Genomic DNA, 26,251 nt, shown 5'->3' with positions numbered 1-26,251 from the left:
GTGAGTCGCGCGCTCGTGGTCGAGGCGCGCGAGGATCGCCGGCCGGAGGAGGCGGGCAGACGCCGTCGGGCGCCTTGAAAAGCGTTGCATGAAAGTTACCGCAACAACTTGCACAGGCGCCACCCGCCGATCTACGGTCAGTCGCATCAGGGTCCGGCACCGGCGCCAGCCGGGCGGGCCACCACCACACACGCTTGGAGTGCCCCTGATGCGACGGAGCATCCTTCTTGCCGCCGCGCTGACCACGACGCTCGCCCTGGCGGCCTGCTCGTCCGGCGAGAGCGGCGACGAGACCACCACGGAGCCCGAGGACACCGCGTCCTCCACGGGCGCGCTCACCGTCTGGGTCGACGAGACCCGCCAGGACGCCGTCACCGCCGCCGCGACCTCCTTCGAGGAGGAGACCGGGACGAGCGTCGAGGTCGTCCTGAAGAACTTCGAGGACATCCGCGCGGACTTCCTCGCGCAGGTACCGACGGGCGAGGGCCCGGACATCACGGTGGGTGCGCACGACTGGCTCGGTGAGATGACGACGAACGGTGTCGTCGCCCCGCTCGAGCTCGGTGACAAGGCGTCGGAGTTCGAGACGGTCTCGCTCGAGGCCTTCACGCAGGACGGCCAGGTCTACGGCCTGCCCTACGCGATCGAGAACATCGCCCTCATCCGCAACACCCAGCTCGCGGCCGAGGCGCCGGCCACGTGGGACGACGCCGTCGCGGCAGGTCAGGCGGCGGGGACGAAGTTCCCGATCCTCGTGCAGTCGGACAACGACAAGGGCGACCCCTACACGCACTACCCGTTCCAGACGTCGTTCGGCGCCCCGGTCTTCACGCAGAACGAGGACGGCAGCTACTCGTCCGAGCTCGCGATGGGCGGCCCCGAGGGCCAGGCCTACGCGACGTGGCTCGGCGAGCAGGGCGCTGCCGGCGTGCTGAGCCAGGACACGACCTACGACATCGCCGTCGAGGCGTTCAAGAACGGTGAGTCGCCGTTCATCGTCGGCGGGCCGTGGATGATCGAGTCCTTCGAGGGCATGGACCTGTCGATCGACCCGATCCCGGCCGCGGGCGACCAGCCCGCGCAGCCGTTCGTGGGTGTGCAGGGCTTCTACCTCAGCGCCGAGAGCGAGAACGCGATCGTCGCGAACGACTTCCTCGTGAACTTCCTCTCGACGGAGGAGGCGCAGCTCGCGCTGTACCAGGCGGGCAACCGTCCGCCGGCGCTCACCGCCGCGGCCGACTCCGCCTCGTCCTCCGACCCGATCGTCGCGGGCTTCCGTGCCGTCGGCGCCGAGGCCGTGCCGATGCCGTCCATCCCCGAGATGGCCTCCGTGTGGAGCTTCTGGGGCGTGACCGAGGCCGCGATCGTCAGCGGTGCGGACCCCGTCGCGACGTGGGACAAGATGATCGCCGACATCGAGGGCGCCATCGGTTCCTGACCGGACCCCGACCGGTACCGGCCGTCGTCGGCCGTGGGACGAATCCCACGGCCGACGGCGGCCCACCGGTCCGCCGCCTCACCGGGGCGGCCCCTGACCTGTGACGCGGTGCCGCTGCCGCGTCGGACCACCTCGGAGGCACCACGATGTCCGCCCCTCAGACCACGACCGACGAGCCCGTCGGCACCCCACCGGCCGACCCGCCGGCGCGTCGGCGTCCGACGCTGCGGCCGCGCGACGGCTCGCACGCGCGGGACTACGGGCCGGGCTTCTTCGTCAAGCTCGCCCTCATGGCCGTCGTCGACGCGCTCGGGGTCTACGTCGTGTGGTCCGCGTGGCAGGCCGGCTCGTACGGCGTCCTCGTCGCGAGCCTTGCGCTGCTCGTCGCCGCCAACTGGGTGTACTTCTCGCGCCGTGCCCTGCCGCTGAAGTACATCCTCCCGGGGCTCGCGTTCCTCCTGGTCTTCCAGATCTTCGTCGTGGCCTACACGGGCTACGTCGCGTTCACCAACTACGGCACGGGGCACAACGGCACGAAGGAGCAAGCGGTCTCCGCGCTCCTCGTGCAGAACGAGCGGCGCGTCGAGGGCTCGCCCTCCGTCCCGCTCACCGTCGTCGCCGACGGCGACGAGCTCGGGTTCGCCGTCCTCACCGAGGGTGGCGACGTCGAGGTCGGCTCCGCGGACCAGCCGCTTACCGCCGCCGACGGCGCGAGCGTCGAGGACGACCGCGTCACCGAGGTCCCGGGCTGGACGGTGCTGCCGCGCGACCAGGTGCTGCAGCGCCAGGGCGAGGTCACCGAGCTGCGCGTCCCGGTCTCCGAGGACCCCGAGGACGGCTCGATCCGCACGACCGACGCGCGCACGGGCTACGTCTACACCTCGTCGCTCGAGTGGGACGAGGCCGCGGACACGATGACGGACACCACGACGGGGACCGTCTACACCCCGAACGACGAGGGCCAGTTCGAGGCCGCCGACGGCACCACGCTCGCCGTCGGGTGGCGCGTGCCCGTGGGTCTCGACAACTTCGCGACGGCCTTCACCGACAGCCGGTACGCGGAGCCGTTCCTCAAGATCCTCGTGTGGACCTTCGTGTTCGCGGTCGGGTCCGTCGCGACGACGTTCCTGCTCGGCCTGTTCCTCGCGATCACGTTCAACGACACGCGGATGCGCGGCCGCAAGTTCTACCGCACGCTCATGATCCTGCCGTACGCGATCCCGGGGTTCCTCGCGGCGCTCCTGTGGTCCGGCCTGCTCAACACGCGGTTCGGGTACATCAACACGGTGCTGCTCGGCGGGGCGGAGATCCCGTGGCTCACCGACCCGTGGCTCGCGAAGCTCGCGGTCCTCGGCGTGAACCTGTGGCTCGGCTTCCCCTACATGTTCCTCATCTGCACGGGCGCGCTCCAGTCGCTGCCGTCGGACGTCATGGAGGCCGCCAAGATCGACGGCGCGGGCCGCTGGCGCACGTGGAAGTCGATCACCCTGCCGCTGCTCCTCATCGCGACGGCGCCGCTGCTCATCTCGTCGTTCGCCTTCAACTTCAACAACTTCACGCTCATCTACATGCTCACGGGCGGCGGTCCACGGTTCGCCGACGCGTCCGTCCCGCTCGGGCACACGGACATCCTCATCTCGATGGTCTACTCGATCTCCGGCGTCGACGGCTCCGCCGCGAAGGACTTCGGTCTCGCGAGCGCCCTGTCGATCGTCATCTTCCTGATCGTCGGGACCATCTCCGCCCTGGCGTTCCGGACCACGCGCAAGTTCGAGGAGATCAGCTGACATGGCGACCACCCACGCCGCGCCCGTCGTCGACGGCGCCACCCAGCCGGCCCCGGAGCGCCGCATGAAGCCCGGTCGCTGGTTCACCGAGCTCGGCTGGCGCCACGTCGTCGGCGTCGTCGCGGTCGTCTACGCGGCGTTCCCTCTCGTCTACGTGCTCTCCGCGTCTCTCTCGGAGAACGGCACGCTGACCGGGTCGAACTCCCTGTTCTCCGACGTCAGCGGCGCGAACTACGCCGAGCTCGGCACCACGATGTTCTGGACGTGGATGACCAACACGCTCGTCATCGCCGTCGTGACGTCGGTCGGCACCGTGCTCATGGGGGCCGCGGCGGCGTACGCGTTCTCGCGCTTCCGGTTCGCCGGGCGGCGCGTCGGCCTGACCTCGCTGCTCATCATCCAGATGTTCCCGCAGATGCTGGCGTTCGTGGCGATCTTCCTGCTGCTGCTCGGTCTCGGCGACGTCGTCCCCGCGCTCGGGCTGAACAGCAAGATCGCGCTCATCGCGGTGTACCTCGGCGGCGCGCTGGGCGTGAACACGTTCCTCATGTACGGGTTCTTCAACACGGTCCCGCGTGAGCTGGACGAGGCGGCGAAGATCGACGGCGCCACGCACACGCAGATCTACTGGACGATCATCCTGCGCCTCGTCGCGCCGATCCTCGCCGTGGTGGCGCTCCTGTCCTTCATCAGCACGTTCGGCGAGTTCATCATCGCGCGCATCGTCCTGTCGTCGGAGAGCAACTGGACGCTCGCCGTCGGGCTGTACGGGTGGGTGTCCTCGCTCCGCGAGGCCAACTGGGGGCTGTTCACGGCCGGAGCCGTGATCTCGGCGCTCCCGGTGCTCGCCCTGTTCCTGTACCTGCAGAAGTACATCGTCGGCGGCCTGACCGCGGGCTCCGTCAAGGGCTGAGCGTGCAGCAGTCCTCGCCCGGGGCCGCCCCGACGACCGCCGTCCCGACCACGACGCCGTCGGCCCACCACGACGGTTCCGCCCTGTACGTCCCCGAGGGCACGCCGGGCCTCGGCGACACGGTCCCGGTCCGCGTGCGCGTGCCGCGCGGTGCGGGCGTGCGGGACGTGTGGCTGCGCACGGTCCGTGACGGCGAGCCGCGGATGTCTCCCGCCCGGCTCGACCGCTCGGACGAGCACGAGGACTGGTACGTCGCCGACGTGCTGGTGCACAACCCGCAGACGGGGTACCGCTTCTTCCTCGACGCCCCGGGCGCCGACGGGACCAGCGGCTACCGCTGGCTCAACGGGCGCGGCACGTGGGACCGCGACGTACCCGACGCTGCCGACTTCCGCCTCACGGTCCACGACCCCGCGCCGTCGTGGATGGCCGACGGCGTCGTGTACCAGGTCTTCCCGGACCGGTTCGCGCGGTCGGGTGCCTCGGGGCGCCGGGACCTGCCTGGCTGGGCGGTGCCCGCGGCGTGGGACGACGAGCCGCACGGCGGGGGCCCCGACGTCGGGACGCAGTACTACGGCGGCGACCTCGCGGGGATCGAGGAGCGGCTCGACCACCTCGTCGCGCTGGGCGTCTCCACGCTGTACACGACGCCCGTGTTCCCGGGCCGATCGAACCACCGCTACGACGCGAGCACGTTCGACCACGTCGACCCGCTCCTCGGCGGTGACGAGGCGTACGCGTCGCTCGTCCGGGCCGCGCACGCGCGCGGGCTGCGCGTCATGGGCGACCTCACGACGAACCACACGGGCGTCGGCCACGAGTGGTTCTCCCGGGCGCTCGCCGACCCCGGCGCGCCCGAACGGGACTTCTACTACTGGACCGACGGCGACCCCGGGTACGTGGGCTGGCTCGAGCACGCGTCGCTGCCCAAGCTCTCCTACGGCTCGGCCGAGCTCGCGGCGCGCATGATCGACGGGCCGGGCTCCGTCGTCGGGCGCTACCTGCGCGAGCCGTTCGGGATCGACGGGTGGCGCATCGACGTCGCGAACATGACGGGTCGCTACGGCGCCGAGGACCGCACGCTCGACGTCGCACGCACCCTGCGGTCCACGATGGCCGCGATCAACCCCGACGCCGCGCTCGTCGCCGAGCACTTCCACGACGCCACGGGCGACCTCGCGGGCGACGGCTGGCACGCGAACATGAACTACTCGGCGTTCACCCGGCCCGTCTGGACGTGGTTGTCGCCGGCCGGGTCGTCCGTGCCGTACCTCGGCCTGCCCGTGCGCACGCCGCGGCGAGGCGGCCGGTCCGTCGTCGAGACCATGCGCGACTTCGACGCCGTGCACCCGTGGCGCGTGACCGCGTCGCAGTGGAACATGCTCGGCTCGCACGACACGCCGCGACTGCGCTCGATCGTCGGCTCGCGCGAGCTCGTCGAGGTCGCGGCGACGCTGCTGCTCACGTACCCGGGCACGCCGGTCGTCTTCGCGGGCGACGAGGTGGGCCTCACCGGGCTGAACGGCGAGCACGCGCGCGCCACCATGCCGTGGGACGAGCCGGAGCGCTGGGACATCGCGACGTTCGACCTCTACCGCTCCCTGATCGGGGTGCGTCGAGCGTCGTCCGCGCTGCGCTCGGGCGGGCTGCGGTGGGTCCACGTGGACGACGACGCGCTCGTCTACCTGCGCGAGACACCTGACGAGCGCGTGCTCGTCGCCGTCGCGCGCGACGCGTGGCCAGGAGTGCGCCTGCACCCCGCGGTCGTCGGGGCGGCGCGGGAGGCCGAGCACCTGCACGGTGGTCTCGACCTGTCCGTGCACGACGGCGCGTGGCGCCTCGGGAGCGACGGCCCCGCCGTTGGGGTCTGGCGCCTGCGCTGAGGCGCCGTCCGGTCGTCGCGGTCGCGCACGACGTCGTCGCGTCTCAGACGAAGAGGTGCGACACCCTGTCCACGGCGTCGTCGTACTGCGCGCGGTCGAACGCGAACGGCCCGAGGCGGCCGTAGTCCCAGCGCGGCTGGTGCGGCTGGGAGAAGCCCGACCACGTGACGGTGTCCTCGTCGACGGCGATCGTCGCCTCGAGCGGCCAGCACCCGGCCTCGTGACAGTCGCACGCCAGGATCCACGCGTGCCCCGGGGCGGGCACGCGCCCTCGTCCGTACCAGTGCTGCGCCGCCGGCCCGTACCGGAAGTGCTCGGGGACGAGCCCTCCGTACGCACCGGCGGGGGAGTATCCGGCGGACGACTCGAGGTCGCGTGCGAGCGCGACGAGCGAGCGACCGTCGACGTAGGGCACGACTTCGACCACGCCGTCGACGGTGACGACCCGGAGCTCGAGCGCGTGCGGTGCACCCATACGGCCGAGGCTACCGCCGGTGCACGGTCCAGGCTCTGCCGAGACGTGAGCTTCCGCCCCTGTCCCGCCCGGATCCGGGGCCGAAAGTCACTTCTCCGCGGCACCGGCCCCGTGGCAGGATCGCGGTCGTGCCCGCCGAACGCCTCGCCGTCATCTCGGACGTCCACGGGAACCTCTCCGCGCTGGAGGCGGTGCTCGCCGACGCCGCGTCGCGCGGCGTGACCCGCATCGTCAACCTGGGCGACGACGTCGGCAAGGGCCCGCGCGGGAGCGCGGTGGAGGACCGGTGCCACGAGGTGTGCGAGGTCAACGTGCGCGGCAACTGGGACGACTTCCTGCCGCGCTGGGCCGACGAGTCCGCGCCCGAGATGGTGTGGTGGCGCGACGAGCTGCGCCCTGACCAGCGTGAGCGGCTCGCCGCGCGCCCTCTGTGCCACGACCTTCTGCTCAGCGGGCGCCGCGTGCGCCTGTTCCACGCGTCCGCGGCCAGCCTGTACACCAAGGTGCACTTCCACCACACGCCCGAAGAGTTCGCGGCGATGTTCGCGACGACGGACCTCACCGGGCCCGGGCCCGCGCCGACCGTCGTCGGGTACGGCGACGTGCACGACGCCTACCTCGAGATCGACCGGGGCCGGACGCTCTTCAACACCGGCAGCGTCGGCAACCCGCTCGACGAGCCGACGCCGGTCTACGTGATCCTCGAGGGGGTCGTCGACTCGCCCGAGCCCGCGCCGTTCTCGGTGCAGCACGTCCGCGTCCCCTACGACGTCGAGGCCGAGATCGCCGTCGCGTACGAGCGGGGGATGCCGCAGGCCGACGAGTGGGCGCGCGAGCTGCGCACCGCGGTCTATCGCGGGCTGCACGAGCAGCCGGACTGACCGGCCGCGTCCCGGCGGACCAGCAGCTCGTCACGCAGGGATCGCTACGCTGAGCCGGTGCAGACCTTCGAGCAGGGCGCGTTCGACCCCACGGTCGTCGGGACCTCCCCCCGCCCGGCCTCCGGCGAGGAGGGGACGGCGTCGTACACGGACGCCGACACCGAGCGCTGGATCGTCGAGTCGCCCAAGTCCCGGGCCCGCACCCCGTTCGAGCGCGACCGCGCGCGCATCGTCCACTCGTCGGCGCTCCGCCGTCTCGGCGCCAAGACCCAGGTGCTCGGGCCGGGCAGCGACGACTTCGTGCGCACCCGCCTCACGCACACGCTCGAGGTCGCGCAGGTGGGCCGCGAGATCGGCAAGGCGCTCGGCTGCGACCCGGACATCGTGGACACCGCCTGCCTCGCGCACGACCTCGGCCACCCGCCGTTCGGGCACAACGGCGAGCGGGCGCTCGCAGACCTCGCCGTCGACATCGGCGGGTTCGAGGGCAACGCCCAGACGCTGCGTCTCCTCACCCGTCTCGAGCCCAAGGCCGTCGCCGACGACGGCCGTCCCGTCGGCCTCAACCTCACGCGCGCGAGCCTCGACGCGAGCGTCAAGTACCCCTGGGGCGCCGGCGAGGGGCCGCCCCGCGCCGACGGCCGCGCGACCCACAAGTTCGGCGTCTACGAGGACGACCGCCCCGTGTTCGACTGGCTGCGCGCCGGCGCGCCCCGTCAGGTGAAGTGCCTCGAGGCGCAGGTCATGGACCTGGCCGACGACGTGTCCTACTCCGTGCACGACGTCGAGGACGCGGTCGTAGGGGGCCGCATCGAGCTCGCGGTGCTCGAGGACGCCGAGGAGCGCGACCGCGTCGTGCGCGCGGTGCACGCCTGGTACGGCACCGCGCAGGACGCGGCCGAGCTCGAGGCGGCGATCGGTCGCCTGCAGAAGACCGGGCACCTCGTCACCGGGTTCGACGGCTCCCGCCGCGCGCTCGCCGCGCTCAAGGACGCCACGAGCCAGCTCATCGGCCGGTTCACGGGCGCGGCGCAGGAGGCGACCCGCGCCGTCTACGGCGACGGACCCCTCACGCGCTACGCGGCCCGCCTGGTGGTGCCCGACGAGACCGTCGCCGAGATCCTCGTGCTCAAGGGCATCGCCGTCGCCTACGTCATGGCGCCCCGGGAGCAGGAGCCGCTCTACCAGCGCCAGCGCGACGTGATCGCGGACCTCGTCGAGGTCCTCGCCGACCGGGCGCCGGTCGCGCTCGAGCCGTCCTTCGCCGCGGACTGGGCGGAGGCGGCCGACGACGCCGCGCGGCTGCGCGTCGTCGTCGACCAGGTCGCGTCCCTCACGGACGTGTCGGCGATGCAGCTGCACGCCCGGCTCGTGCGTCCGCGCGGCTGACGGCGCCGCCGTGCGACCTCACGCGTCGCCGCGCTCGGTGAGCCACGCGTCGCTCGCGCGCTGCACGTCCTCCGCGGTGACGGAGTCCGCGACGGTGACGAAGTACCAGCGGTGGCCGAACGGGTCGCGCACCGCGGCCTGGCGAAAGCCCTCGAACCAGTCCGCCGGCTCCGCGAGGCTCGACGCACCCGCCGCGACGGCGCGGTCGTGCGCCGCGTCCGTGTCCTCGACCGGTACGGAGAACGACGCGTGCGTCGGTGCGCCGGGCTCGGGTGCGACCGAGTCGGGCGGGAACGCCTCCGCGACCGTGAAGGTCGAGACGCCCGCCGCCGACCGGATCCGCAGGTCCGAGTGGATCACGGCGTCGCCCGACGTGACCACGTCGACCACCTCGGCACCGAGCGCCGCCTCGTAGAACGCGATGGCCTCTCGGGCGCCGCTCACCGTGACGTTCGGGTGCAGTGCCGACATCTGCATGGTGTCCTCCTCCGACCGGCGCCCGGTTGTGGGCGCGTCCGTCCTCGTCGCGAGCTCGTCGGAAGCTCGCCCCGAGCTCGTCCCGAGCTTGCCCCGGGTACCTCCCGGGAGCACCATGCTCGTGTCGGTCGGTCGTGCCAGTCTTGGAGGAATGCGACAGGTGTTCGAACGCGAGCCTCCCGGCGGTGCACGCCCCTCGACGACCTCGTTGCGCGGGATCGTCGACCCGGCCTCCGCGCGGCGCGGCTTCGAGCTCGTGCGGATCGACCCCGCGCCCGACCTCGCGGACCTCGTCGAACGGCACTGGGTCGTGCGCTGGGACCTCCCGCCGGGGCAGTCGTTCACGCAGGTCGTCGTGCCGCACCCCGTCGCCAACGTCGTGGCGGAGGAGTCCGGCTACGCCGCGCACGGCATCCCTCCGGGCCTGTTCGAGCGCACCCTCGTGGGGTGCGGTGCCGTCGTGGGGACAAAGCTGCGTCCGGGTGCCTTCCGCGTCCTCCTCGGGTCCGCGGACGCCGTCCGACCGGGCGTGCTCGTCCCCGCCGCGTCGTTCCTGGGTCTGACGGCGGACGCGGGCGCCCGCTCCGCCGTCACCCTGGCGGTGGCCGGACGCCCCGGGGAGGCCGTCGCGGAGGTCGAGCCGCTCGTGCGCGCCCGCGCACGCACGGTCCGCTCCGCCCGGGCCGCCCGCGACCTCGGACGGGTCCAGGGCGTCATGGCGGCGCTCGTCTCCGGTCGCCTCGGGCCCGGAGCCGGCGTGCACGAGCTCGCGGACGTCGTCGGGACCACGCCGCGCACGCTGCAGCGACTGTTCGCCCGGTACGTCGGCGTGAGCCCCAAGTGGGTGCTGCAGCGCCACCGCGTGCACCTCGCCGCCGACCTGCTCGCGAGCGAGCCCGCGCAGGACCTCGCGACCCTCGCGACCGCCGTCGGGTACTACGACCAGGCGCACCTCGGGACCGACTTCGTCCGCGCGACCGGGACCACCCCGGCGCGGTACGCCCGCCGCTGCGCGGCGTCGCGGGCGGCGCTCTCGGAGGCGGTCGGCGCGGCACCCGGCACGGGCGCCGGACCGGCCTCCGCGACCGCTCCGGACGCATAGACTCGGGTCGTGGCAGGCCTGATCCGACGCGAGGACGTGGACGCCGTCCGCGACCGCGCACGGATCGACGAGATCGTCTCCGCGCACGTCACGCTCAAGTCCGCCGGCGTCGGTTCGCTCAAGGGGCTGTGCCCGTTCCACGACGAGCGCTCGCCGTCGTTCCACGTGCGGCCAGGGGTCGGGCGCTGGCACTGCTTCGGCTGCGGCGAGGGCGGCGACGTCATCTCGTTCGTGCAGAAGATCGACGGCCTGACGTTCACGGAGGCGGTGGAGTACCTCGCCGACCGCGTGGGGATCCAGCTCCGGTACGAGGAGAGCGGGCACGGCGGGGGAGCGCCGCGGCCGCGCGAGGAGCCGGGCAGACGCCAGCGTCTGCTCGAGGCCCACCGTGTCGCAGCGCAGTACTACATGGAGCAGCTCGTCGGCCCGGGCGCGGGTGCCGCGCGCGCGTTCCTCGCCGAGCGCAGCTTCGACCGGTCCGACGCCGAGCACTTCGGGGTCGGCTACGCCCCGACCGGTTGGGACAGCCTCCAGAGGCACCTCCAGGGACGCGGGTTCACCCAGGCAGAACTCGTCGCGTCCGGGCTGATGAGCCAGGGCCAGCGCGGGATCTACGACCGCTTCCGTGGTCGGCTCGTGTGGCCCATCCGTGACGTCACGGGCGAGATCGTCGGGTTCGGCGCGCGCCGCCTGTACGACGAGGACCAGGGCCCGAAGTACCTCAACACCCCCGAGACGTCGCTCTACAAGAAGTCGAACGTGCTCTACGGCATCGACCTGGCGAAGCGCGAGATCGCGAAGCAGAAGCGGGTCGTCGTCGTCGAGGGCTACACGGACGTCATGGCCGCGCACCTGTCCGGCGTGACCACCGCCGTCGCGACGTGCGGCACGGCCTTCGGCACGGACCACGCGCGCATCGTCCGTCGGCTCCTGGGGGACACGACGGCGGGCGGCGGCATGCAGCTCGCGTCCGGCGCGTCGGTCGGCGGCGAGGTGATCTTCACGTTCGACGGCGACGCCGCCGGCCAGAAGGCCGCGGTCCGCGCGTTCGGCGAGGACCAGCGCTTCTACGCGCAGACCTTCGTGTCCGTCGAGCCCAGCGGCATGGACCCGTGCGAGCTGCGCATGGCGCGCGGTCCCGACGCGGTGCGCGCGCTCGTCGACGGGCGTCAGCCGCTGTTCGAGTTCGTCATCCGCACCACGCTCGCCGGCTTCGACCTCGACACGGCCGAGGGACGTGTCGGCGCGCTGCGCGCCGCTGCCCCGATCGTCGCCGGCATCCGCGACGCCGCGCTGCGCCCCGAGTACGCGCGCCTGCTCGCGGGCTGGATCGGGATGGACGCGGACCGCGTGCGGCGCGAGGTCTCCTCGGCGAGCCGGCGCCCGACGCCGGGTCCCGTCCGCGGCGCGCGGACCGACGACGCCCGGGCGGCCACGTCCGACGCCGCACCCGCCGTGCCGACGATGCCCGCACCTGACCCGCGCGACCCCGTCGCACGCCGCGAGCGGCTCGCGCTCGTCGCGGTCCTCCAGTACCCGCAGCACGTCCCTCCGGTGTTCGACACGCTCGACGAGGACGCCTTCTCGGTCCCGGCCTGGCGCGCCGTGCACGCCGCGGTCCGGGCCGCCGGGGGAGCGCGCGAGGGCGCGGCGCTCGGTGAGGGTCGCTGGGTGGAGGCCGTCGTCGAGCAGGCCGCCGAACCCGTCCAGGGCCTCGTCACCGAGCTCGCCGTGGCTCCGCTCCCGGAGGACCGCGAGAGCGTCGTCGGGGGCTACGTCGCCGGTGTCGTGCGCGGGCTCGTGGACCTCGGGCTGACCCGCCGCATCGCCGACGCGAAGAGCAGGCTCCAGCGTCTCGACCCGTCGGCCGACGTCGCCGCGTACCAGGAGGCGTTCGCCCGTCTCCTCGCCGTCGAGGCCGAGCGGCGCACGCTGCGCGAGGGTGAGATCGCCTGACCCAGATCGCCTGACCCACGGTGGCTGACGCGGGCGCGAGGCTGCCGTGAGCCCTGAGGTCGGGCCAGGACGTGAAAAGGGGCGCCGACCTGTGTCGACGCCCCTCTCGAAGGCTCCCGCGGTAGGACTTGAACCTACGACCGTCCGATTAACAGTCGGATGCTCTGCCAGCTGAGCTACGCGGGATCGGCCACGGTTTCACCGTGGTGACCGGGGAAAACTCTAGCAGGCTCAGAGGGGTAGTCCGGACGCCGACCGGACACGGGACTCGGCCGCGTCGACGCGTGCGGCGACCTCCGGGTCGTCGAGATCGACCCCCGGCTCCGTGACGACCTGGGAGAACAGGCCGCCGTCGGGATGGCGTCGCACGGCGACGCGCGCGGTGCGTCCTGCGGCGAACGTCACGGTCTCGGACAGGACGACGGACGACTGGACCCGTTCGCGCAGCGTCTGGACGAGAGCGGTGCGTCGCGGGTCGGCGAGGTGCAGCTCGACCGGGTCGGAACCGTCGACCCACGTGACCGTGAGGGTCGAGGGCTCGGGGGCGTACGACGCCCGGTCGACGTCCGACCACGGACGCCGCAGCGTCACCGCGCCGGCCGGGTCGCTCGTCACGAGGGTGCTGCGCGTCGCGACGGCCCACGACCCGTCCACGAGCTCCGCCGACGCGAGGACGCGGTCACCTGCCGCCACGTCGAGGGCGCGGCGGACCGGGTCGGGGAGCGAGTGACGGCGGAACCAGGGCACGGACCTACGGTAGCCGCTGAGCGGCCGCAGACGGCGCCGTCCCGCCCGGTCACGGTCCGCACGGGGTGCCCCGGGTGGCCCTCCGAGACGCACCCGCCCCGATGTCGGCGCGGTGCGGGATGATCCGGGGCAGCGTCCACCCACATCGAGGAGCCGTCATGACGACCGAACAGCCGACCACGCCCGACGCCGAGGACGGGGCCGTGTACCCGCACCGGCCCGCGTCGCGCCCGGTCGGACCGCCGGAGCCGATCGTCGTCGTGCGGCCGAAGCCGGCCGCGTTCTTCATCGCGCTGGGATTCCTCGGCGCGGTCCTCGCCACGTTCCTCATCGGGACCGGGATGCAGGAGAACAGCGCCGGCATCTACGCGAGCAACGACGGCGACGGGTTCCTCGTGGTCGGGATGGCCATCGCGATCGCCACTCTGGCGTGCCTCGCGGTCGGCGTCTACCGGATCGTCGCGGCCGTCGACGCGATCGCCGCGGAGCGGTACAACTCGACGCTCGAGCGACGCTGACGTCGGCACGGTGCGACGACGGCGCGTGGTGCGCGTGCGGGGAGGGATCGCAACGACCCGGCCTGGTGCCCCGTGCAGGACTTGAACCCGCGACCGAGAGATTATGAGTCTCCTGCTCTGACCAGCTGAGCTAACGGGGCGCGCCGCGATCTTAGCGCTCACCGAGTGCGGTCCGGGCGCTGGGGCGGTCTCATGGAAGTCATGACCATCCGGGTGCGGCGCGTCTACGACGAGCCCACCGACCGCGACGGTTTCCGTGTGCTGGTCGACCGGCTGTGGCCTCGTGGGGTCAGCAAGGAGGCCGCACGGGCCGACCTGTGGCTCAAGGACGTCGCGCCGTCGGACGCCCTGCGCCGCTGGTTCCACCACGAGGAGCCTCGCTTCGAGGAGTTCGCGCGGCGCTACCGCTCCGAGCTCGACGCGAACCCGGCGGTCGCCGACCTGCGCGACGTGGTCGCGTCGCGTCCGGTCGTCACGCTGCTCTACGGCGCGAAGGACCAGGAGCACAACCAGGCGGTCGTGCTGCGCGACTACCTCGGGACGGGGACGCCTACCGCCTCGGCCTGAGCGGCCGAGGATCGGGTACCGGGGCTCTCGTGGAGCGGTCGGCTCTCCCGGCGCAGGTCGCGGTCGAGCGCCCGCCTCAGCCGGGGCCCGAACGGCCGTTCGACGAGCCGGTGGATCGCGAGCGCCAGCAGCAGGCACGTCGTCACGGCGAGCGCGAGGGTGGCCCAGCCGGGCAGCGTGGGGTGCGCCGTCTCGATGACCCACCGGCCCCACGACGAGTGGACGAGGTAGAGCGGGTAGGTCAGGGCGCCGAGCAGCGTCGGCCATCTCCAGGAGAGCCGGGCCAGCGGGGTCATGGTCGCGGCGGCGACCACGGCGAAGCACAGGACGATCGCGGTCCAGTAGGTCGCCGGGGCCAGGGCGAGGTCGGTGCTGTTCTCGATCCGTACCGCCTGGATGCGTCCCGAGTGCGCGGCCGCGAGCGCGACGTCGAGCCCGAGCACGAGCCAGAGCACCGGTGAGCGCGGCTCGCGCGTGAGCAGGTAGAGCACCATGCCGCCGGCGAACAGCGGGGCGTCGGCCGCGACGAGGACGGTCGCCAGGAGATCGGACCCGGTCTGCGTCGCGATGGCCCCCGCGACCGGCCAGAGCGTGACGAACGCGATCAGCCGACCGCGCGTCAGGCCGACCGCCAGCAGCACGCCGACGAGCACGTAGAACCGCAGCTCGGACCAGAGAGTCCAGTAGACGGCCTCCACGTCGTCGATGCCGAACGCCCGCTGCACCATCGTGAGGTTCACGACGGCCTGCGGCAGGTCGACGTCGCGCCGACCCGGCGCGACGAGCACGAGCAGCACGAGCGTCACGAGGACCGCGGCCCAGTACGCGGGGAAGAGGCGCCCCGCGCGAGAGGCGACGAAGCCACGCACGTCGCGCCCCCAGGCGGTCATGAGGATGACGAACCCGCTGATGACGAAGAAGAGCTGGACGCCGAACGAGCCGAAGGCGGCGACCTGCTGGACGCCCGGCATCGCCTCGCTCGTGCGGTCGCCCCACGCGTGGTGGTTGACGGCCACGAAGTGGTACGCCAGGACGGCCGCGGCGGCGGCGAACCGGAGCCCGTCGAGGGCGACGAGACGGGGAGGCGTCGTGGACATCCGTGGCACGTTACCAAACCGTGATCTTGCACGCCCGCGAGGAGCGCCCGAAATGCGTGGAACCCGGACTGCTGCCAGAGTGTCGGGGCCGGAGATCCCGGCGGCGCAAGGGGCGGCGTCCCGAGTGAAGGAGAATCCGTGGCACCGAGCATGAGCTCAACGGGGAAGTCGGCCGCTCGTAGCGCGCAGGGGAGCAAGACGCTCGAGCTGCTGGCACGTGCCGGGTACGCGATGAGCGGCGTGCTCCACCTCGTCATCGGGGTGCTCGCCGTGCAGGTCGCGACCGGATCGGCGTCGAGCGAGGAGGCGAGCCAGACCGGGGCGCTCGCCGCCGTCGCCGAGACGCCCGGAGGTACCGCGCTCCTCTGGTTCGCCGTGGTCGCGTTCGCCGCGCTCGGTCTGTGGCAGGTGACGGTCGCCCTCAGCGGTGCGCTCGAGACCTCCGACCGGCTGAAGGCCGCCGGCAAGGCGGTCGTCTACGTCGCGCTCGGCGTCCTCGCCGTGCAGGTGGTGTCGGGCGCGTCCAGCGGGTCGGGCCAGGAGGAGAGCTTCACCGCGCGACTCATGCAGAGCCCGGGCGGCACGCTGCTGGTCGGGGCCGTCGGCGTCGGTGTCGTCGTCACCGGCGTCTACCACGTCGTCAAGGGGTGGAAGAAGAAGTTCCTCGAGGACCTGCGCGGCGGCACGAGCGGCCATGTCGGGCGCGCGGTCGTCCAGCTCGGCCGGGTGGGCTACATCGCGAAGGGGGTCGCTCTCGGCGTCCTCGGCGCGCTCTTCGTCGTGGCCGCCGTGCAGAACGACCCCGAGCAGGCCGGTGGGCTCGACGCCGCGTTCGCGACGATCGTCGAGCAGCCCTTCGGCGTGGTGCTGCTCGTGGCCGTCGGGCTCGGGTTCGCCGCCTACGGCCTGTACTCGTTCGCCCGGGCGCGGTACGCCCGCATGTGACGTACGTCCCGGGCAGGCGCCACGTCGGGGCCTGCCCGGGATCGGGCACCACGACGTCGTCGTGGAAGAATGCGGGCATGGCGATGAGAGAGATCCGCACCATCCCCGACCCCGTGCTCCGCACGCCGTGCGACGAGATCACCACGATCGACGACCGTGTCCGGTCCCTGGTCGCGGACCTCGTCGAGACCGTGGACCACGAGGGCCGAGCGGGTCTCGCCGCGAACCAGATCGGCGTGAGCCTCCGCGCCTTCTCGTGGAACATCGACGACGAGATCGGCTATGTGCTCAACCCCCGGATCGTCGAGCTCTCCGACGACTTCCAGGACGGCGACGAGGGGTGCCTCTCCGTCCCGGAGCTGTGGTTCCCGACCCGGCGCGCCTGGTACGCGCGCGTCGTCGGCACGGACCTCGACGGCAACGAGGTCGTGGTCGAGGGCACCGAGCTGATGGCTCGCTGCCTGCAGCACGAGTGCGACCACCTCGACGGCATGCTCTACCTCGACCGCCTCGACCGCTCGGTCCGCAAGAAGGCGATGCGGGAGCTGCGCGCGCAGCTCTGAGAGCCGAGCCCGCGTCGTCGGCCGTAGACGGCGCGCCCCGCCGAACTCTCGCGCAACCGCGCGCCGTCGTGCAAGATAGGCACGAGACACGCCGCGACGTACGTGTGACGTGCTGTGGATCCACCCTGGAAGAGGACGTTGGGGAAGACGCAACCTCGACCTAGGGAGGCAGACATGGCCGGTGCCATCACCCGCGGTGTTCTTTACGTGCACTCAGCACCCCGTGCTCTGTGCCCGCACATGGAGTGGGCCGCCGGGAACGTCCTCGGCGTGCGTGTCTCCCTGGACTGGACCGAGCAGCCCGCCGCGCGCGGGCTGTACCGCGGCGAGTACTCGTGGCAGGGCGCGCAGGGCACGGGGGCGAAGCTCGCGTCGGCCCTGCGCGGCTGGTCCCACCTGCGGTACGAGGTGACCGAGGAGCCCAGCCACGGCGTGGACGGCGGGCGCTGGTCCCACACGCCCGACCTCGGGATCTTCTACGCCGCGACCGACGTGCACGGCAACATCGTGGTCCCCGAGGACCGCGTGCGTGCCGCGCTCGACCAGGCCAACGATCCCTGGGCCATGCGCGAGGCGCTGCACCTCGCGCTCGGCAAGGCGTGGGACGACGAGCTCGAGCCGTTCCGCTACGCCGGGGCGGGCGCCCCGGTGCGCTGGCTGCACCGCGTAGGCTGACCACAGGCTGACCCGGACGCCCGCACGGCGGAGCACCGGCACGACGACGCGAGGCCGCCTCCCAGCCGGGAGGCGGCCTCGCGCGCGTGCGGACTCGTGAGAACGCCCGTCAGGCGCTCGTCACCGCCAGCGCCACGTTGTGCCCGCCGAACCCGAACGAGTTGTTGAGGGCCACGACGTCGCCCGCGGGCAGCGGCGACGGCGTGTCGCGCACGAGCGGGACCTGGAGCTCCGGGTCCGGGTTCGCGACGTTGATCGTCGGGGGCGCGAGGCGCTCCGCGACGGCCTTGATCGTGAAGATCGACTCGAGCGCGCCGGCGCCGCCGAGGAGGTGCCCCGTCATCGACTTGGTCGCGGAGAGCTGGACGTGGTCCGCGTCCCCGCCGAGCAGCGTGCGGATCGAGCGGGTCTCGGTGAGGTCGCCGACCTTGGTCGAGGTCGCGTGCGCGTTGACGTGCACGACGTCGCGGCCGGTGACCCCGGCCTCCTCGAGCGCCCGGCGCATCGCGGCGACCTGGCCGCGGCCCTCCGGGTCGGGGGACGTGATGTGGTAGGCGTCGGAGGACAGCCCGACGCCCGCGAGGCGCGCGTACACGCGGGCACCGCGGGCCGCGGCGTGCTCGGCGCTCTCGAGCACGACGACGCCCGCGCCCTCACCGATGACGAACCCGTCGCGGTCGACGTCGTAGGGGCGCGAGGCACCCTGCGGGTCGTCGTTGCGCAGCGAGAGGGTGCGGGACGCGGCGAACGCCGCGATCGGCATGGGGTGGATCGTCGCCTCGGTGCCGCCCGCGACGACGACGTCCGCGCGGCCCGCGCGGATCATGTCGACGCCGTAGCCGATCGCCTCGGCACCGGACGCGCACGCCGAGACGAGCGCGTGGGCGCCGGCGCGGGCGCCGAGCTCGAGCGAGACGTACGCGGTGGGGGAGTTGGGCATGAGCATCGGGACGGTCATGGGCAGCATACGGCGGGTGCCGCGCTCGCGCAGCGTGTCCCAGCCGTCGAGCGTGGTCCAGATGCCGCCGATGCCGGACGACACCACGGTGCCGAGCCGGTCGCCGTCGACGTCGGGGCTGCCCGCGTCGGCCCAGGCCTCGCGCGCCGCGATGATCGCGTACTGCGTCGAGGGGTCCATGCGCTTCATCTCGGGGCGCGCGAGGACCTCCTCGGGCTTGACCTTGATGGTTGCGGCGAAGGTCACGGGGATCTCGTAGCGCTCGGACCAGTCGTTGTCGAGCGTGCGCGCCCCGGACTCGCCGGCGAGCGCGGCCGCCCAGGTCGTGGGCACGTCCCCGCCGAGCGGCGTGGTGGCGCCGAGGCCGGTGACGACGACTTCACGGACGGCAGACATGGGAGCTCCTCGAGGGTGTTCGGTCGACGGGTGGGCGGACGGGCCGGCGGGGTGGTGCCGGCCCGTCCGCGCGGCCTGCCGGGCAGGCCGGGTGCTCAGGCTGCCTGGGCGCCCGTGATGTACGAGACGGCGTCGCCGACCGTGGTGAGGTTCTTGACCTCCTCGTCGGGGATGCGGACCCCGAACTTGTCCTCGGCGTGCGTGACGATCGTCATCATCGAGAGGGAGTCGATGTCGAGGTCGTCGGTGAAGGACTTCTCGAGCGCGACGGCGTCGGTCGGCAGACCCGTCTCCTCGGCGACGATCTCCGCGAGGCCGGCGAGGACTTCCTGCTCGGTGTAAGCCATGGTTTCTCCTTGTCGTGGGTCCGGCGGACCGGTCCCGGTGGCGATGCTCGGGCGGGCCCGAACGGTGGTGCGGTACTTGGTTGCGGTGTGGCTCGCCGGTCGACGACGAACCGCCCAGGGTGATTCTTCCCTACGGGAGGACGACCACCTGCGCCGCGTAGACGAGCCCGGCCCCGAAACCGATCTGGAGCGCGAGGTCGCCGGAGCCGACCTGCCCCTCGGCGAGGAGCCGCTCGGTCGCGAGCGGGATCGACGCGGCGGAGGTGTTGCCGGTCTCGACGATGTCGCGCGCGACGGCGACGGTCTCGGGGAGGCCGAGCTGCTTGACGAGCTGGTCGGTGATCCGCAGGTTGGCCTGGTGCGGGACGAAGGCCCGGATGTCGTGCGGGCCCACCCCGGCCTCGGCCATCGCCTTCGCGGCGACGGGGGCCATCTGGAAGCTCGCCCACTTGAAGACGGTCTGGCCGTCCTGGCGCATCGTCGCGAAGCCGGCCTCGGGCTCGGAGCGCAGGTCGGTCCAGGCGTGGGTCTGCCGGATCGCGTTCGCCCGGCTCCCGTCCGAGCCCCACACGGTGGGGCCGATGCCGGGCACGTCGGACGGGCCGACGACCGCGGCACCCGCACCGTCGCCAAGCAGGAACGAGATGGTGCGGTCCGTCGGGTCCACGAAGTCGCTGAGCTTCTCGGCGCCGACCACGAGGACGTGACGGGCGACCCCGGACCGGACGAGGGCGTCCGCCTGCGCGATGCCGTAGGCGTACCCGGCGCATGCGGCGGACACGTCGAAGGCCGCGGCGGGCGTCGCGCCCAGCCGGTCGGCCAGCACGGCCGCCGCGGACGGGGTCTGACGGAACCACGTGATGGTCGCGACGATCACGGCGTCGACCTCGGCACCGGTCAGGCCCGCGGCGTCGAGCGCGCGCCGTGCTGCGGCCTCCGCGAGGTCGACGACGTCGACGCCGGCCCCCGCCCGGCGGCGGGTGACGATGCCGGTGCGCTGGCGGATCCACTCGTCCGAGGACTCGATGGGCCCGGCGAGGTCGTCGTTGGTCACGACGTCCTCGCCGCGCGCGGCGCCGATCGCGAGGATCCGCGAGTGGGCGGGCCCGGTGGCCTGCCGCAGCGTCGGGCTGGTCACGCCCCCGCTCCCGCGGCGACGGAGTGCCGTGCGACGAGGTCGCGCGCCTTCTCGACGTCGGCCGGCGACTTCACCGCGACGGTCTCGACGCCGGGCAGGGTGCGCCGTGCGAGGCCCGTGAGGACACCGCCGGGGGCGAGCTCGAGGATCGCGGTCACGCCGAGCTCCGCGAGCGTCTCCTGGCACAGGTCCCACCGCACGGGAGCGGCGATCTGCGCGGTGAGGCGCCGCACGACGTCGCGCGCCTTGCCGTGGTCGCTGCCCTCGAGGTCGATGCGGCCGTAGGGCTCGCCGTCCGCGTTCGAGAGGAACGGCAGGCGCGGGTCCTGGACGTCCCAGGAGGCGGCCACGGGCTCGAAGGCCTCGAGAGCCGACTGCATGAACGGCGTGTGGAACGCCCCGGCGACCTGCAGGGGGATGACGCGCGCCTTGGCCGGGGGCTTCTCGGCGAGCGTGAGCAGGTGCTCGAGCGCACCGGCCGCCACGACCTGGCCACCGCCGTTGACGTTCGCGGGCCACAGGCCGGCCGACTCGATCGCCGTGAGGACCTCCTCCGGGTCCCCGCCGACGACGACGCTCATCCCGCTGGGGTTCGCCGCGGCCGCCGCGGCCATGAACCGCGCACGGTGCGAGACGAGCCCGACGGCGCCCGCGTCGTCGAGCACGCCCGCGACCGCGGCGGCGGCGAGCTCGCCGACGGAGTGGCCGGCGGTGACGTCGACGACCTCGGTGGCGTCACGGCCGTCGAGGATCTCGCGCAGCGCGACGAGCGAGGAGGCGACGATCAGCGGCTGCGCGACGGCGGTGTCCCGGATCGTCTCCGCGTCCGACGTCGTGCCGTGGGCGACGAGGTCGGTCTCGGCGGCCTCGCCGAAGGTGGCGAGGCGGTCGGTGACACCGGGCAGCTCGAGCCAGGGCGCGAGCATTCCGGGGGACTGGGAGCCCTGTCCAGGGCACAAGACGGCGAGCACCTGTCAACTGTGCCAACGCGGTGTCGATGGACCACGTCACGACCCGCACCAACCTTGAGGGGGGCGTTTGTGCGGAACCTCCAAGGATGGCGCGGTGGCCTCAGCGCGGGAGCGCCGCGAGCTGGCCCAGCGCGAGCGCGATCTGGAGCACGAAGGACTCACGGGCGTCGAGCGGGTCCCACCCCGTGATCTCGGAGACCTTGCGCAGGCGGTACCGCACGGTGTTGGGGTGCACGTACAGCGTGCGCGCGGCGGCCTCGAGCGAGCGGCCCGTCCCGAGGTAGGCCGAGAGCGTCTCGAGCACCGAGCCCGTCGCCTCGGCGAGGGGCCGGTACGCCTGCGTGACGAGCGTGCGCCGGGCGGTCGTGTCGCCCGTCAGGACGCGCTCGGGCAGCAGGTCGTCGGCGAGGACGGGGCGCGGCGCCTGGGGCCACGCGGGCGCCGCGCGCAGCCCGGCGAGGGCGGCCTGCGCGGAGCGACCGGCCTCCTCCAGACCGGCCACCGTGGGACCGATGACGACCGGGCCGGGCCCGAAGCGCGGGAGCAGGGAGGCGGCGGCGGCCTGGAGGTCCCCCTCGCCGCCGAGGACGAGCACCAGCCGGTCGCCGTGGATGCCGACGAGCGCGTCGCCGGCGGCCCGGCGCGTGGCCCGCCGCAGCTCGGCCGTGCGCACCTCGTCGAGCGACGCGGTCGTCGTCCCCGCGATGACCAGCGTCGACCCGCGGCCGCCCCAGCCGAGCGCGGACACGCGCGAGCGCAGCGAGTCGTCACCGTCGCCGCGCACGAGCGCGTCGACGACCAGGGCCTCGAGGCGCGCGTCCCACGCGCCGCGCACCTCGGCCGCCCGCGCGTAGACCTCGGCGGCCGAGAAGGCGACCTCGCGCGAGTAGCGCAGCACGGCCTCGCGCAGGTCGCGCTCGCCACCGGGGGCGGCGAGCTGGTCGGAGTGCGACTCGACGACCTCGACGACGATCCGCACGAGCTGGAGCGTGTTCTGCAACGAGATCGAGCGCGTGAGCTCGGGCGGTGCCGCGGCGAAGATCTCGCTCACGCCGTGCGGCGGGGCCAGCGGGTCGGCGTACCAGCTGACGAACGCGGTGATGCCCGACTGGGCGACGAGCCCGACGTACGACCGGTCCTCCGCGGGCAGCTCGCGGTACCAGGGCACCTCTTCGTCGAGCCGCCGCAGCGCGGCCGCCATGAGCAGACCGCTCCCGTCGCGCAGCCCCTGGAGGTTGTCCGCGTTGCCGGCGGTGCCGGTCGCGCGGGAGCGCCCGGAGGCTGTGGGGGAGGTGGCCGTCACGCGCCGAGCATACGGGCCGGTGTTGTGGACAGTCCACAAACCGCCTGTCGCAGAGGACCCGCGGAAGGCCGGTAGCGAGCGGGCGGGTGAGCGCCCGGGGGAGCCGCTAGGGTCGTGGGCATGGCTCTGATGCCCCGCCTGCGCCAGCTCATGCGACGCCCGACGTCCGCGTCGACGGTCGGCGCGCGCCGACCCAGGTCCGGGGAGAAGCGCGGCGACACCGTCCACGAGGACGCCCTGCGCGCGATGCTGGTCGACGACCCGAACGACGAGCGTGCCTTCCGCGCGCTCGCCGAGCTCGTGCGGCGGCGTGCCGCCGAGGGCACCCAGGTGGACGACCCGCTGGCCGCACCGGCCGACGAGTCTGAGAAGCAGCGTGCCGCCGACCTCGCGGTGTGGGCGCTCGCCGAGGAGCTCGCGGGCCACCCCAAGGGGTGGTTCCCCCTCATCGAGCTCGGTCGCCTGTCCCTCGACGACGACCAGGAGTCCGCGCTGCGCCGCTTCGCCACGGCCGCAGAGCGCGACCACACCGGGCGCGCGCTGGCCCAGTCGATGGAGGTCCTGCGCGACGCCGGCCTGCCCGGCGAGGCGCTCGGCCTCGGCGTCGGCCACTGGCGTGCGCGCGAGCACGACCCCGAGGTCGGACGACAGCTCGTCCTCGCCGCGATCGAGGCGGACCGCGCGGTGGAGGCACGGCACCATCTCGAGTCGCTGACGTCGTACGGCGACCCGGAGGCCGTCGCGCGCGTGCGCACCGAGCTCGAGCGTGCCGTCGCGCAGGCCGAGCAGCACCGCGCGGGCACGTAGACGAACGCGTCCGCGCCCCACGGCGAGCGCTGCACGCGGCGCTGCACGACGACGGCCGGTCACCTCCCCGCGGGAGGTGACCGGCCGTCGTCGTGCAGCGGTCAGGCCGTGCGGACCGTCAGGAGTCGCCGCCCGCGTTGCCGGACGTCCCGGCGGTGACGTCCATGAGGCGGTACTTCTCGATCGCCTTCGCCGACGCGTCGGCGGGCACCTTGCCCTGCTTGGCGAGGGCCTGGAGCGTGCGCACGACGACGGACGGGCCGTCGATCTTGAAGTGGCGGCGGGCCGCGGCGCGCGTGTCGGAGAAGCCGAAGCCGTCCGCGCCGAGCACCTCGTAGTCGCCCGGGACCCACTTGCGGATCTGGTCGGGGACGAGGTGGTCGTAGTCGCTCGTCGCGACGAACGGGCCCTCGGCGCCCGCGAGCTTCGCGGTGACGTACGGCGTGCGGGGCTCGGCCGCCGGGTCGAGGAACGCGGCCTGGTCCGCGGCGAGGCCGTCGCGGCGCAGCTCGTTCCAGCTCGTCACGCTCCACACGTCGGCCGAGACGCCCCAGTCCTCCTTGAGGAGCTGCTGCGCCTCGAGCGCCCACGGCACGCCCACGCCGGAGGCGAGGAGCTGGGCCTTCGGGCCCTCGGCCTCGGAGACCGAGACCCGGTGGATGCCGCGCAGGATGCCCTCGACGTCGACGTCCTCGGGCTCGGCCGGCTGGACCATCGGCTCGTTGTACACCGTGAGGTAGTACATGACGTTCTGGTCGCGGCCGTCGGAGCCGTCGCCGAACATGCGCTCGATGCCGTCGCGCACGATGTGGCGGATCTCGTAGCCGTACACCGGGTCGTACTGCACCATCGCGGTGTTCGTGCCCGCGAGCAGCGGGGAGTGCCCGTCGGCGTGCTGGAGGCCCTCGCCCGTCAGCGTCGTGCGGCCCGCGGTGGCGCCGACGATGAAGCCGCGCGTGAGCTGGTCGCCCGCCGCCCAGAACTGGTCGCCGGTGCGCTGGAAGCCGAACATCGAGTAGAAGATGTAGACCGGCACCATGATCTCGCCCTGCGTGGCGTAGGACGTGCCGACGGCCTGGAACGCGGCGGCGGAGCCGGCCTCGTTGATGCCGGTGTGCATGATCTGCCCGGCCTCGGACTCCTTGTAGCTCAGCATGAGCTCACGGTCCACGGCGAGGTAGTGCTGGCCCTGGGTGTTGAAGATCTTCGCCGAGGGGAAGATCGAGTCCAGGCCGAACGTGCGCGCTTCGTCCGGGATGATCGGCACGATGCGCTTGCCGATCTCCTTGTCCTTGATGAGGTCCTTGAGCAGGCGCACGAAGGCCATGGTGGAGGCGATCTCCTGCTGGCCCGAGCCCTTCTTGAGGATCTCGTAGGTCTTCTCGCCCGGGAGCGTGAGGGGCTTCGGCGACGAGCGCCGCTCCGGCACGAACCCGCCGAGCTGGCGGCGGCGGTCCAGGAGGTACTGGATCTCCGGCGCGTCGGCGCCCGGGTGGAAGTACGGCGGCTCGTAGGGGTTCGCCTCGAGCTCCTCGTCGGTGATCGGGATCCGCAGCGAGTCGCGCAGCGTCTTGAGGTCGGCCAGGTTGACCTTCTTCATCTGGTGCGTCGAGTTGCGGCCGGCGAAGGTCGACCCGAGGCCGTAACCCTTGACGGTGTGCGCGAGGATCACGGTCGGCTGGCCGGTGTGGGCGCGAGCCGCCGCGTACGCCGCGTAGAGCTTGCGGTAGTCGTGCCCGCCGCGCTTGAGGTTCCAGATGTCGTCGTCGGTCATGTTCTCGACGAGCTGCTTGGTGCGCGGGTCGCGCCCGAAGAAGTGCTCGCGGATGAACGCGCCGTTCTCCGCCCGGTACGTCTGGTAGTCGCCGTCAGGCGTGGCGTTCATGAGGTTGACCAGCGCACGGTCCTTGTCCGCGTTGAGCAGGACGTCCCACTCGCGGCCCCAGATCACCTTGATGACGTTCCAGCCCGCCCCGCGGAACTGCGCCTCGAGCTCCTGGATGATCTTGCCGTTGCCGCGCACCGGGCCGTCGAGACGCTGCAGGTTGCAGTTCACGACGAACGTCAGGTTGTCGAGCTGCTGCTGTGCCGCGAGCTGGAGCATGCCGCGCGACTCGGGCTCGTCCATCTCGCCGTCGCCGAGGAACGCCCAGACGTCCTGCTGGCTCGTGTCCTTGATCCCGCGGTTGTGCAGGTACCGGTCCGTCCACGCCTGGTAGATCGCGCTGGCCGGGCCGAGGCCCATGGAGACCGTCGGGTACTCCCAGAAGTCCGGCATGAGCCGCGGGTGCGGGTACGACGGCAGGCCGCCGCCCGCGTGCGACTTCTCCTGGCGGAACCCGTCGAGCTGGTCGGCGGACAGCCGGCCCTCGAGGAACGCCCGCGCGTAGACGCCGGGGGAGGCGTGACCCTGGAAGTAGACCTGGTCACCGCCGCCCGGGTGGTCCTTGCCGCGGAAGAAGTGGTTGAGGCCCACCTCGTACAGCGTCGCGACGGACGCGTAGGAGGAGATGTGCCCGCCGACCCCGATGCCCGGACGCTGCGCGCGCGTCACCATGACGGCGGCGTTCCAGCGGATCCAAGACCGGTAGCGGCGCTCGAGCGCCTCGTCGCCGGGGAAGTAGGGCTCCTCGTGCACGCCGATCGTGTTCACGTAGGGCGTGGCGAACGAGGACGGGATGGCGACGTTGCGCTCCCGGGCCCTCTTGAGCAGGTTCAGCAGGACGTAGCGGGCGCGCGGGCCCCCGCGGTCGTCGATCAGGCCGTCGAGGGACTCGACCCACTCGCCGGTCTCGGCGGGGTCGATGTCCGGTACCTGGCTGAGCAGACCATTGATCAGCGGTCCGGTCTCGTCGTACGAAGCCACCAGCAACCTCATATCTCGTCGGATGCCGGACGCCGGTCGCGCGGTACACGCC

The 26,251-nt window shown here is 72.9% G+C and carries 24 protein-coding genes and 2 tRNA genes; 14 read left to right on the top strand and 12 right to left on the bottom strand.

Annotation, left to right across the window (positions count from 1 at the left end):
• Nucleotides 1–208 precede the first annotated feature (208 nt).
• The 4 genes from V5D56_RS16090 (at nt 209) to V5D56_RS16075 (ending at nt 6,021) form a co-directional block, all read left to right on the top strand.
• Nucleotides 209–1,438, top strand: coding sequence for a sugar ABC transporter substrate-binding protein (locus V5D56_RS16090; RefSeq protein WP_435736292.1), 1,230 nt, complete (start codon nt 209–211; stop codon nt 1,436–1,438).
• A 146-nt stretch (nt 1,439–1,584) separates the two neighbouring features.
• Entirely contained in the window at nt 1,585–3,225 is a 1,641-nt protein-coding gene (locus V5D56_RS16085) for an ABC transporter permease subunit (protein WP_435736291.1), read from the top strand.
• Between the two features lies 1 nt (nt 3,226).
• On the top strand, nt 3,227–4,138 hold the full coding sequence (locus V5D56_RS16080; protein ID WP_435736290.1) for a sugar ABC transporter permease: 912 nt from the start codon (nt 3,227–3,229) through the stop codon (nt 4,136–4,138).
• A 2-nt stretch (nt 4,139–4,140) separates the two neighbouring features.
• Complete coding sequence (locus tag V5D56_RS16075; protein ID WP_435736289.1) at nt 4,141–6,021, top strand: glycoside hydrolase family 13 protein; 1,881 nt, start codon at nt 4,141–4,143, stop codon at nt 6,019–6,021.
• 43 nt (nt 6,022–6,064) lie between these two features.
• On the opposite strand, the gene V5D56_RS16070 is transcribed toward V5D56_RS16075, so the two are convergent.
• A complete protein-coding gene (locus V5D56_RS16070; protein ID WP_435736288.1) occupies nt 6,065–6,496 on the bottom strand; it encodes a hypothetical protein in 432 nt (143 codons plus the stop codon).
• 128 nt (nt 6,497–6,624) lie between these two features.
• Here V5D56_RS16070 and V5D56_RS16065 point away from each other — a divergent pair, with 128 nt between their 5' ends.
• On the top strand, nt 6,625–7,377 hold the full coding sequence (locus V5D56_RS16065) for a metallophosphoesterase family protein (RefSeq protein ID WP_435736287.1): 753 nt from the start codon (nt 6,625–6,627) through the stop codon (nt 7,375–7,377).
• A 57-nt stretch (nt 7,378–7,434) separates the two neighbouring features.
• Nucleotides 7,435–8,766, top strand: a complete 1,332-nt coding sequence (locus tag V5D56_RS16060; RefSeq protein WP_435736286.1) for a deoxyguanosinetriphosphate triphosphohydrolase — start codon at nt 7,435–7,437, stop codon at nt 8,764–8,766.
• Nucleotides 8,767–8,784: 18 nt separating this feature from the next.
• On the opposite strand, the gene V5D56_RS16055 is transcribed toward V5D56_RS16060, so the two are convergent.
• Entirely contained in the window at nt 8,785–9,243 is a 459-nt protein-coding gene (locus tag V5D56_RS16055; RefSeq protein WP_435736285.1) for a VOC family protein, read from the bottom strand.
• 151 nt (nt 9,244–9,394) lie between these two features.
• On the opposite strand from V5D56_RS16055, the gene V5D56_RS16050 reads away from it, so the two are divergent.
• On the top strand, nt 9,395–10,345 hold the full coding sequence (locus V5D56_RS16050) for a helix-turn-helix domain-containing protein (protein WP_435736284.1): 951 nt from the start codon (nt 9,395–9,397) through the stop codon (nt 10,343–10,345).
• 9 nt (nt 10,346–10,354) lie between these two features.
• Entirely contained in the window at nt 10,355–12,301 is a 1,947-nt protein-coding gene (gene dnaG / locus V5D56_RS16045) for a DNA primase (RefSeq protein WP_435736283.1), read from the top strand.
• A 113-nt stretch (nt 12,302–12,414) separates the two neighbouring features.
• On the opposite strand, the gene V5D56_RS16040 is transcribed toward dnaG, so the two are convergent.
• Nucleotides 12,415–12,487 (bottom strand) — tRNA-Asn (locus V5D56_RS16040).
• Nucleotides 12,488–12,532: 45 nt separating this feature from the next.
• The gene (locus V5D56_RS16035; protein WP_435736282.1) at nt 12,533–13,048 is read right to left on the bottom strand and encodes a hypothetical protein; all 516 of its coding nucleotides are present in this window, start codon (nt 13,046–13,048) and stop codon (nt 12,533–12,535) included.
• 158 nt (nt 13,049–13,206) lie between these two features.
• Here V5D56_RS16035 and V5D56_RS16030 point away from each other — a divergent pair, with 158 nt between their 5' ends.
• Nucleotides 13,207–13,566, top strand: a complete 360-nt coding sequence (locus V5D56_RS16030; protein ID WP_435736281.1) for a hypothetical protein — start codon at nt 13,207–13,209, stop codon at nt 13,564–13,566.
• 63 nt (nt 13,567–13,629) lie between these two features.
• Here the strand turns inward: V5D56_RS16030 and V5D56_RS16025 are convergent.
• A tRNA-Ile gene (locus V5D56_RS16025) sits at nt 13,630–13,706 on the bottom strand.
• A gap of 61 nt (nt 13,707–13,767) precedes the next feature.
• On the opposite strand from V5D56_RS16025, the gene V5D56_RS16020 reads away from it, so the two are divergent.
• On the top strand, nt 13,768–14,133 hold the full coding sequence (locus V5D56_RS16020) for a DUF488 domain-containing protein (RefSeq protein ID WP_435736280.1): 366 nt from the start codon (nt 13,768–13,770) through the stop codon (nt 14,131–14,133).
• Here the strand turns inward: V5D56_RS16020 and V5D56_RS16015 are convergent.
• Nucleotides 14,097–15,230, bottom strand: a complete 1,134-nt coding sequence (locus tag V5D56_RS16015; protein WP_435736279.1) for an acyltransferase family protein — start codon at nt 15,228–15,230, stop codon at nt 14,097–14,099. The two genes, V5D56_RS16020 and V5D56_RS16015, sit on opposite strands and share 37 nt — an antisense overlap.
• A 138-nt stretch (nt 15,231–15,368) precedes the next feature.
• Between V5D56_RS16015 and V5D56_RS16010 the strand changes: the two genes are divergently transcribed.
• The 3 genes from V5D56_RS16010 (at nt 15,369) to V5D56_RS16000 (ending at nt 17,413) form a co-directional block, all read left to right on the top strand.
• Entirely contained in the window at nt 15,369–16,175 is an 807-nt protein-coding gene (locus V5D56_RS16010; protein ID WP_435736278.1) for a DUF1206 domain-containing protein, read from the top strand.
• A 77-nt stretch (nt 16,176–16,252) separates the two neighbouring features.
• A complete protein-coding gene (def, locus tag V5D56_RS16005; RefSeq protein WP_435736277.1) occupies nt 16,253–16,738 on the top strand; it encodes a peptide deformylase in 486 nt (161 codons plus the stop codon).
• A 174-nt stretch (nt 16,739–16,912) separates the two neighbouring features.
• Nucleotides 16,913–17,413: a DUF3145 domain-containing protein gene (locus V5D56_RS16000; RefSeq protein WP_435736276.1), complete on the top strand. Its 501-nt coding sequence runs from the start codon at nt 16,913–16,915 to the stop codon at nt 17,411–17,413.
• A 109-nt stretch (nt 17,414–17,522) separates the two neighbouring features.
• Here V5D56_RS16000 and V5D56_RS15995 read toward each other — a convergent pair whose 3' ends face one another.
• From V5D56_RS15995 to V5D56_RS15975, 5 genes are all read right to left on the bottom strand, one after another.
• Nucleotides 17,523–18,767 (bottom strand): beta-ketoacyl-[acyl-carrier-protein] synthase family protein, encoded by a 1,245-nt coding sequence (locus V5D56_RS15995; RefSeq protein WP_435736275.1) that lies wholly within the window; start codon nt 18,765–18,767, stop codon nt 17,523–17,525.
• Nucleotides 18,768–18,862: 95 nt separating this feature from the next.
• Nucleotides 18,863–19,114, bottom strand: coding sequence for an acyl carrier protein (locus V5D56_RS15990; RefSeq protein ID WP_251151547.1), 252 nt, complete (start codon nt 19,112–19,114; stop codon nt 18,863–18,865).
• A gap of 130 nt (nt 19,115–19,244) precedes the next feature.
• Nucleotides 19,245–20,252 (bottom strand): beta-ketoacyl-ACP synthase III, encoded by a 1,008-nt coding sequence (locus V5D56_RS15985; RefSeq protein WP_435736274.1) that lies wholly within the window; start codon nt 20,250–20,252, stop codon nt 19,245–19,247.
• On the bottom strand, nt 20,249–21,223 hold the full coding sequence (locus V5D56_RS15980) for an ACP S-malonyltransferase (RefSeq protein ID WP_435736273.1): 975 nt from the start codon (nt 21,221–21,223) through the stop codon (nt 20,249–20,251). Before V5D56_RS15980 ends, V5D56_RS15985 begins: the two co-directional genes overlap by 4 nt.
• A 100-nt stretch (nt 21,224–21,323) precedes the next feature.
• Entirely contained in the window at nt 21,324–22,526 is a 1,203-nt protein-coding gene (locus tag V5D56_RS15975) for a PucR family transcriptional regulator (protein WP_435736272.1), read from the bottom strand.
• Between the two features lie 120 nt (nt 22,527–22,646).
• Here V5D56_RS15975 and V5D56_RS15970 point away from each other — a divergent pair, with 120 nt between their 5' ends.
• Nucleotides 22,647–23,333 carry a hypothetical protein gene (locus V5D56_RS15970; RefSeq protein ID WP_435736271.1) on the top strand — a complete coding sequence of 229 codons (687 nt, stop codon included), beginning with the start codon at nt 22,647–22,649 and terminating at the stop codon, nt 23,331–23,333.
• Between the two features lie 118 nt (nt 23,334–23,451).
• Here V5D56_RS15970 and aceE read toward each other — a convergent pair whose 3' ends face one another.
• Nucleotides 23,452–26,199, bottom strand: a complete 2,748-nt coding sequence (aceE, locus tag V5D56_RS15965; protein ID WP_435736270.1) for a pyruvate dehydrogenase (acetyl-transferring), homodimeric type — start codon at nt 26,197–26,199, stop codon at nt 23,452–23,454.
• Between the last annotated feature and the right edge of the window lie 52 nt (nt 26,200–26,251).

This window comes from Cellulosimicrobium sp. PMB13 (genome assembly GCF_051294865.1).
Lineage (GTDB): Bacteria > Actinomycetota > Actinomycetes > Actinomycetales > Cellulomonadaceae > Cellulosimicrobium.
Note: the sequence above shows the minus strand (reverse complement) of the source record. Positions and strands in the feature narration are given on the sequence as shown.

Bases quoted from the DNA above. Each gene is read 5' to 3' on its own strand.
- V5D56_RS16000 (WP_435736276.1), top strand. From the start codon at position 16,913: ATGGCCGGTGCCATCACCCGCGGTGTTCTTTACGTGCACTCAGCACCC.
- V5D56_RS16090 (WP_435736292.1), top strand. From the start codon at position 209: ATGCGACGGAGCATCCTTCTTGCCGCCGCGCTGACCACGACGCTCGCC.
- V5D56_RS16055 (WP_435736285.1), bottom strand. From the start codon at position 9,243: ATGCAGATGTCGGCACTGCACCCGAACGTCACGGTGAGCGGCGCCCGA.
- def (WP_435736277.1), top strand. From the start codon at position 16,253: ATGGCGATGAGAGAGATCCGCACCATCCCCGACCCCGTGCTCCGCACG.
- V5D56_RS16080 (WP_435736290.1), top strand. From the start codon at position 3,227: ATGGCGACCACCCACGCCGCGCCCGTCGTCGACGGCGCCACCCAGCCG.
- V5D56_RS16085 (WP_435736291.1), top strand. From the start codon at position 1,585: ATGTCCGCCCCTCAGACCACGACCGACGAGCCCGTCGGCACCCCACCG.
- V5D56_RS16020 (WP_435736280.1), top strand. From the start codon at position 13,768: ATGACCATCCGGGTGCGGCGCGTCTACGACGAGCCCACCGACCGCGAC.
- V5D56_RS16070 (WP_435736288.1), bottom strand. From the start codon at position 6,496: ATGGGTGCACCGCACGCGCTCGAGCTCCGGGTCGTCACCGTCGACGGC.
- V5D56_RS16050 (WP_435736284.1), top strand. From the start codon at position 9,395: ATGCGACAGGTGTTCGAACGCGAGCCTCCCGGCGGTGCACGCCCCTCG.
- V5D56_RS15995 (WP_435736275.1), bottom strand. From the start codon at position 18,767: ATGTCTGCCGTCCGTGAAGTCGTCGTCACCGGCCTCGGCGCCACCACG.
- V5D56_RS15970 (WP_435736271.1), top strand. From the start codon at position 22,647: ATGGCTCTGATGCCCCGCCTGCGCCAGCTCATGCGACGCCCGACGTCC.
- V5D56_RS15990 (WP_251151547.1), bottom strand. From the start codon at position 19,114: ATGGCTTACACCGAGCAGGAAGTCCTCGCCGGCCTCGCGGAGATCGTC.
- V5D56_RS16015 (WP_435736279.1), bottom strand. From the start codon at position 15,230: ATGTCCACGACGCCTCCCCGTCTCGTCGCCCTCGACGGGCTCCGGTTC.
- V5D56_RS16030 (WP_435736281.1), top strand. From the start codon at position 13,207: ATGACGACCGAACAGCCGACCACGCCCGACGCCGAGGACGGGGCCGTG.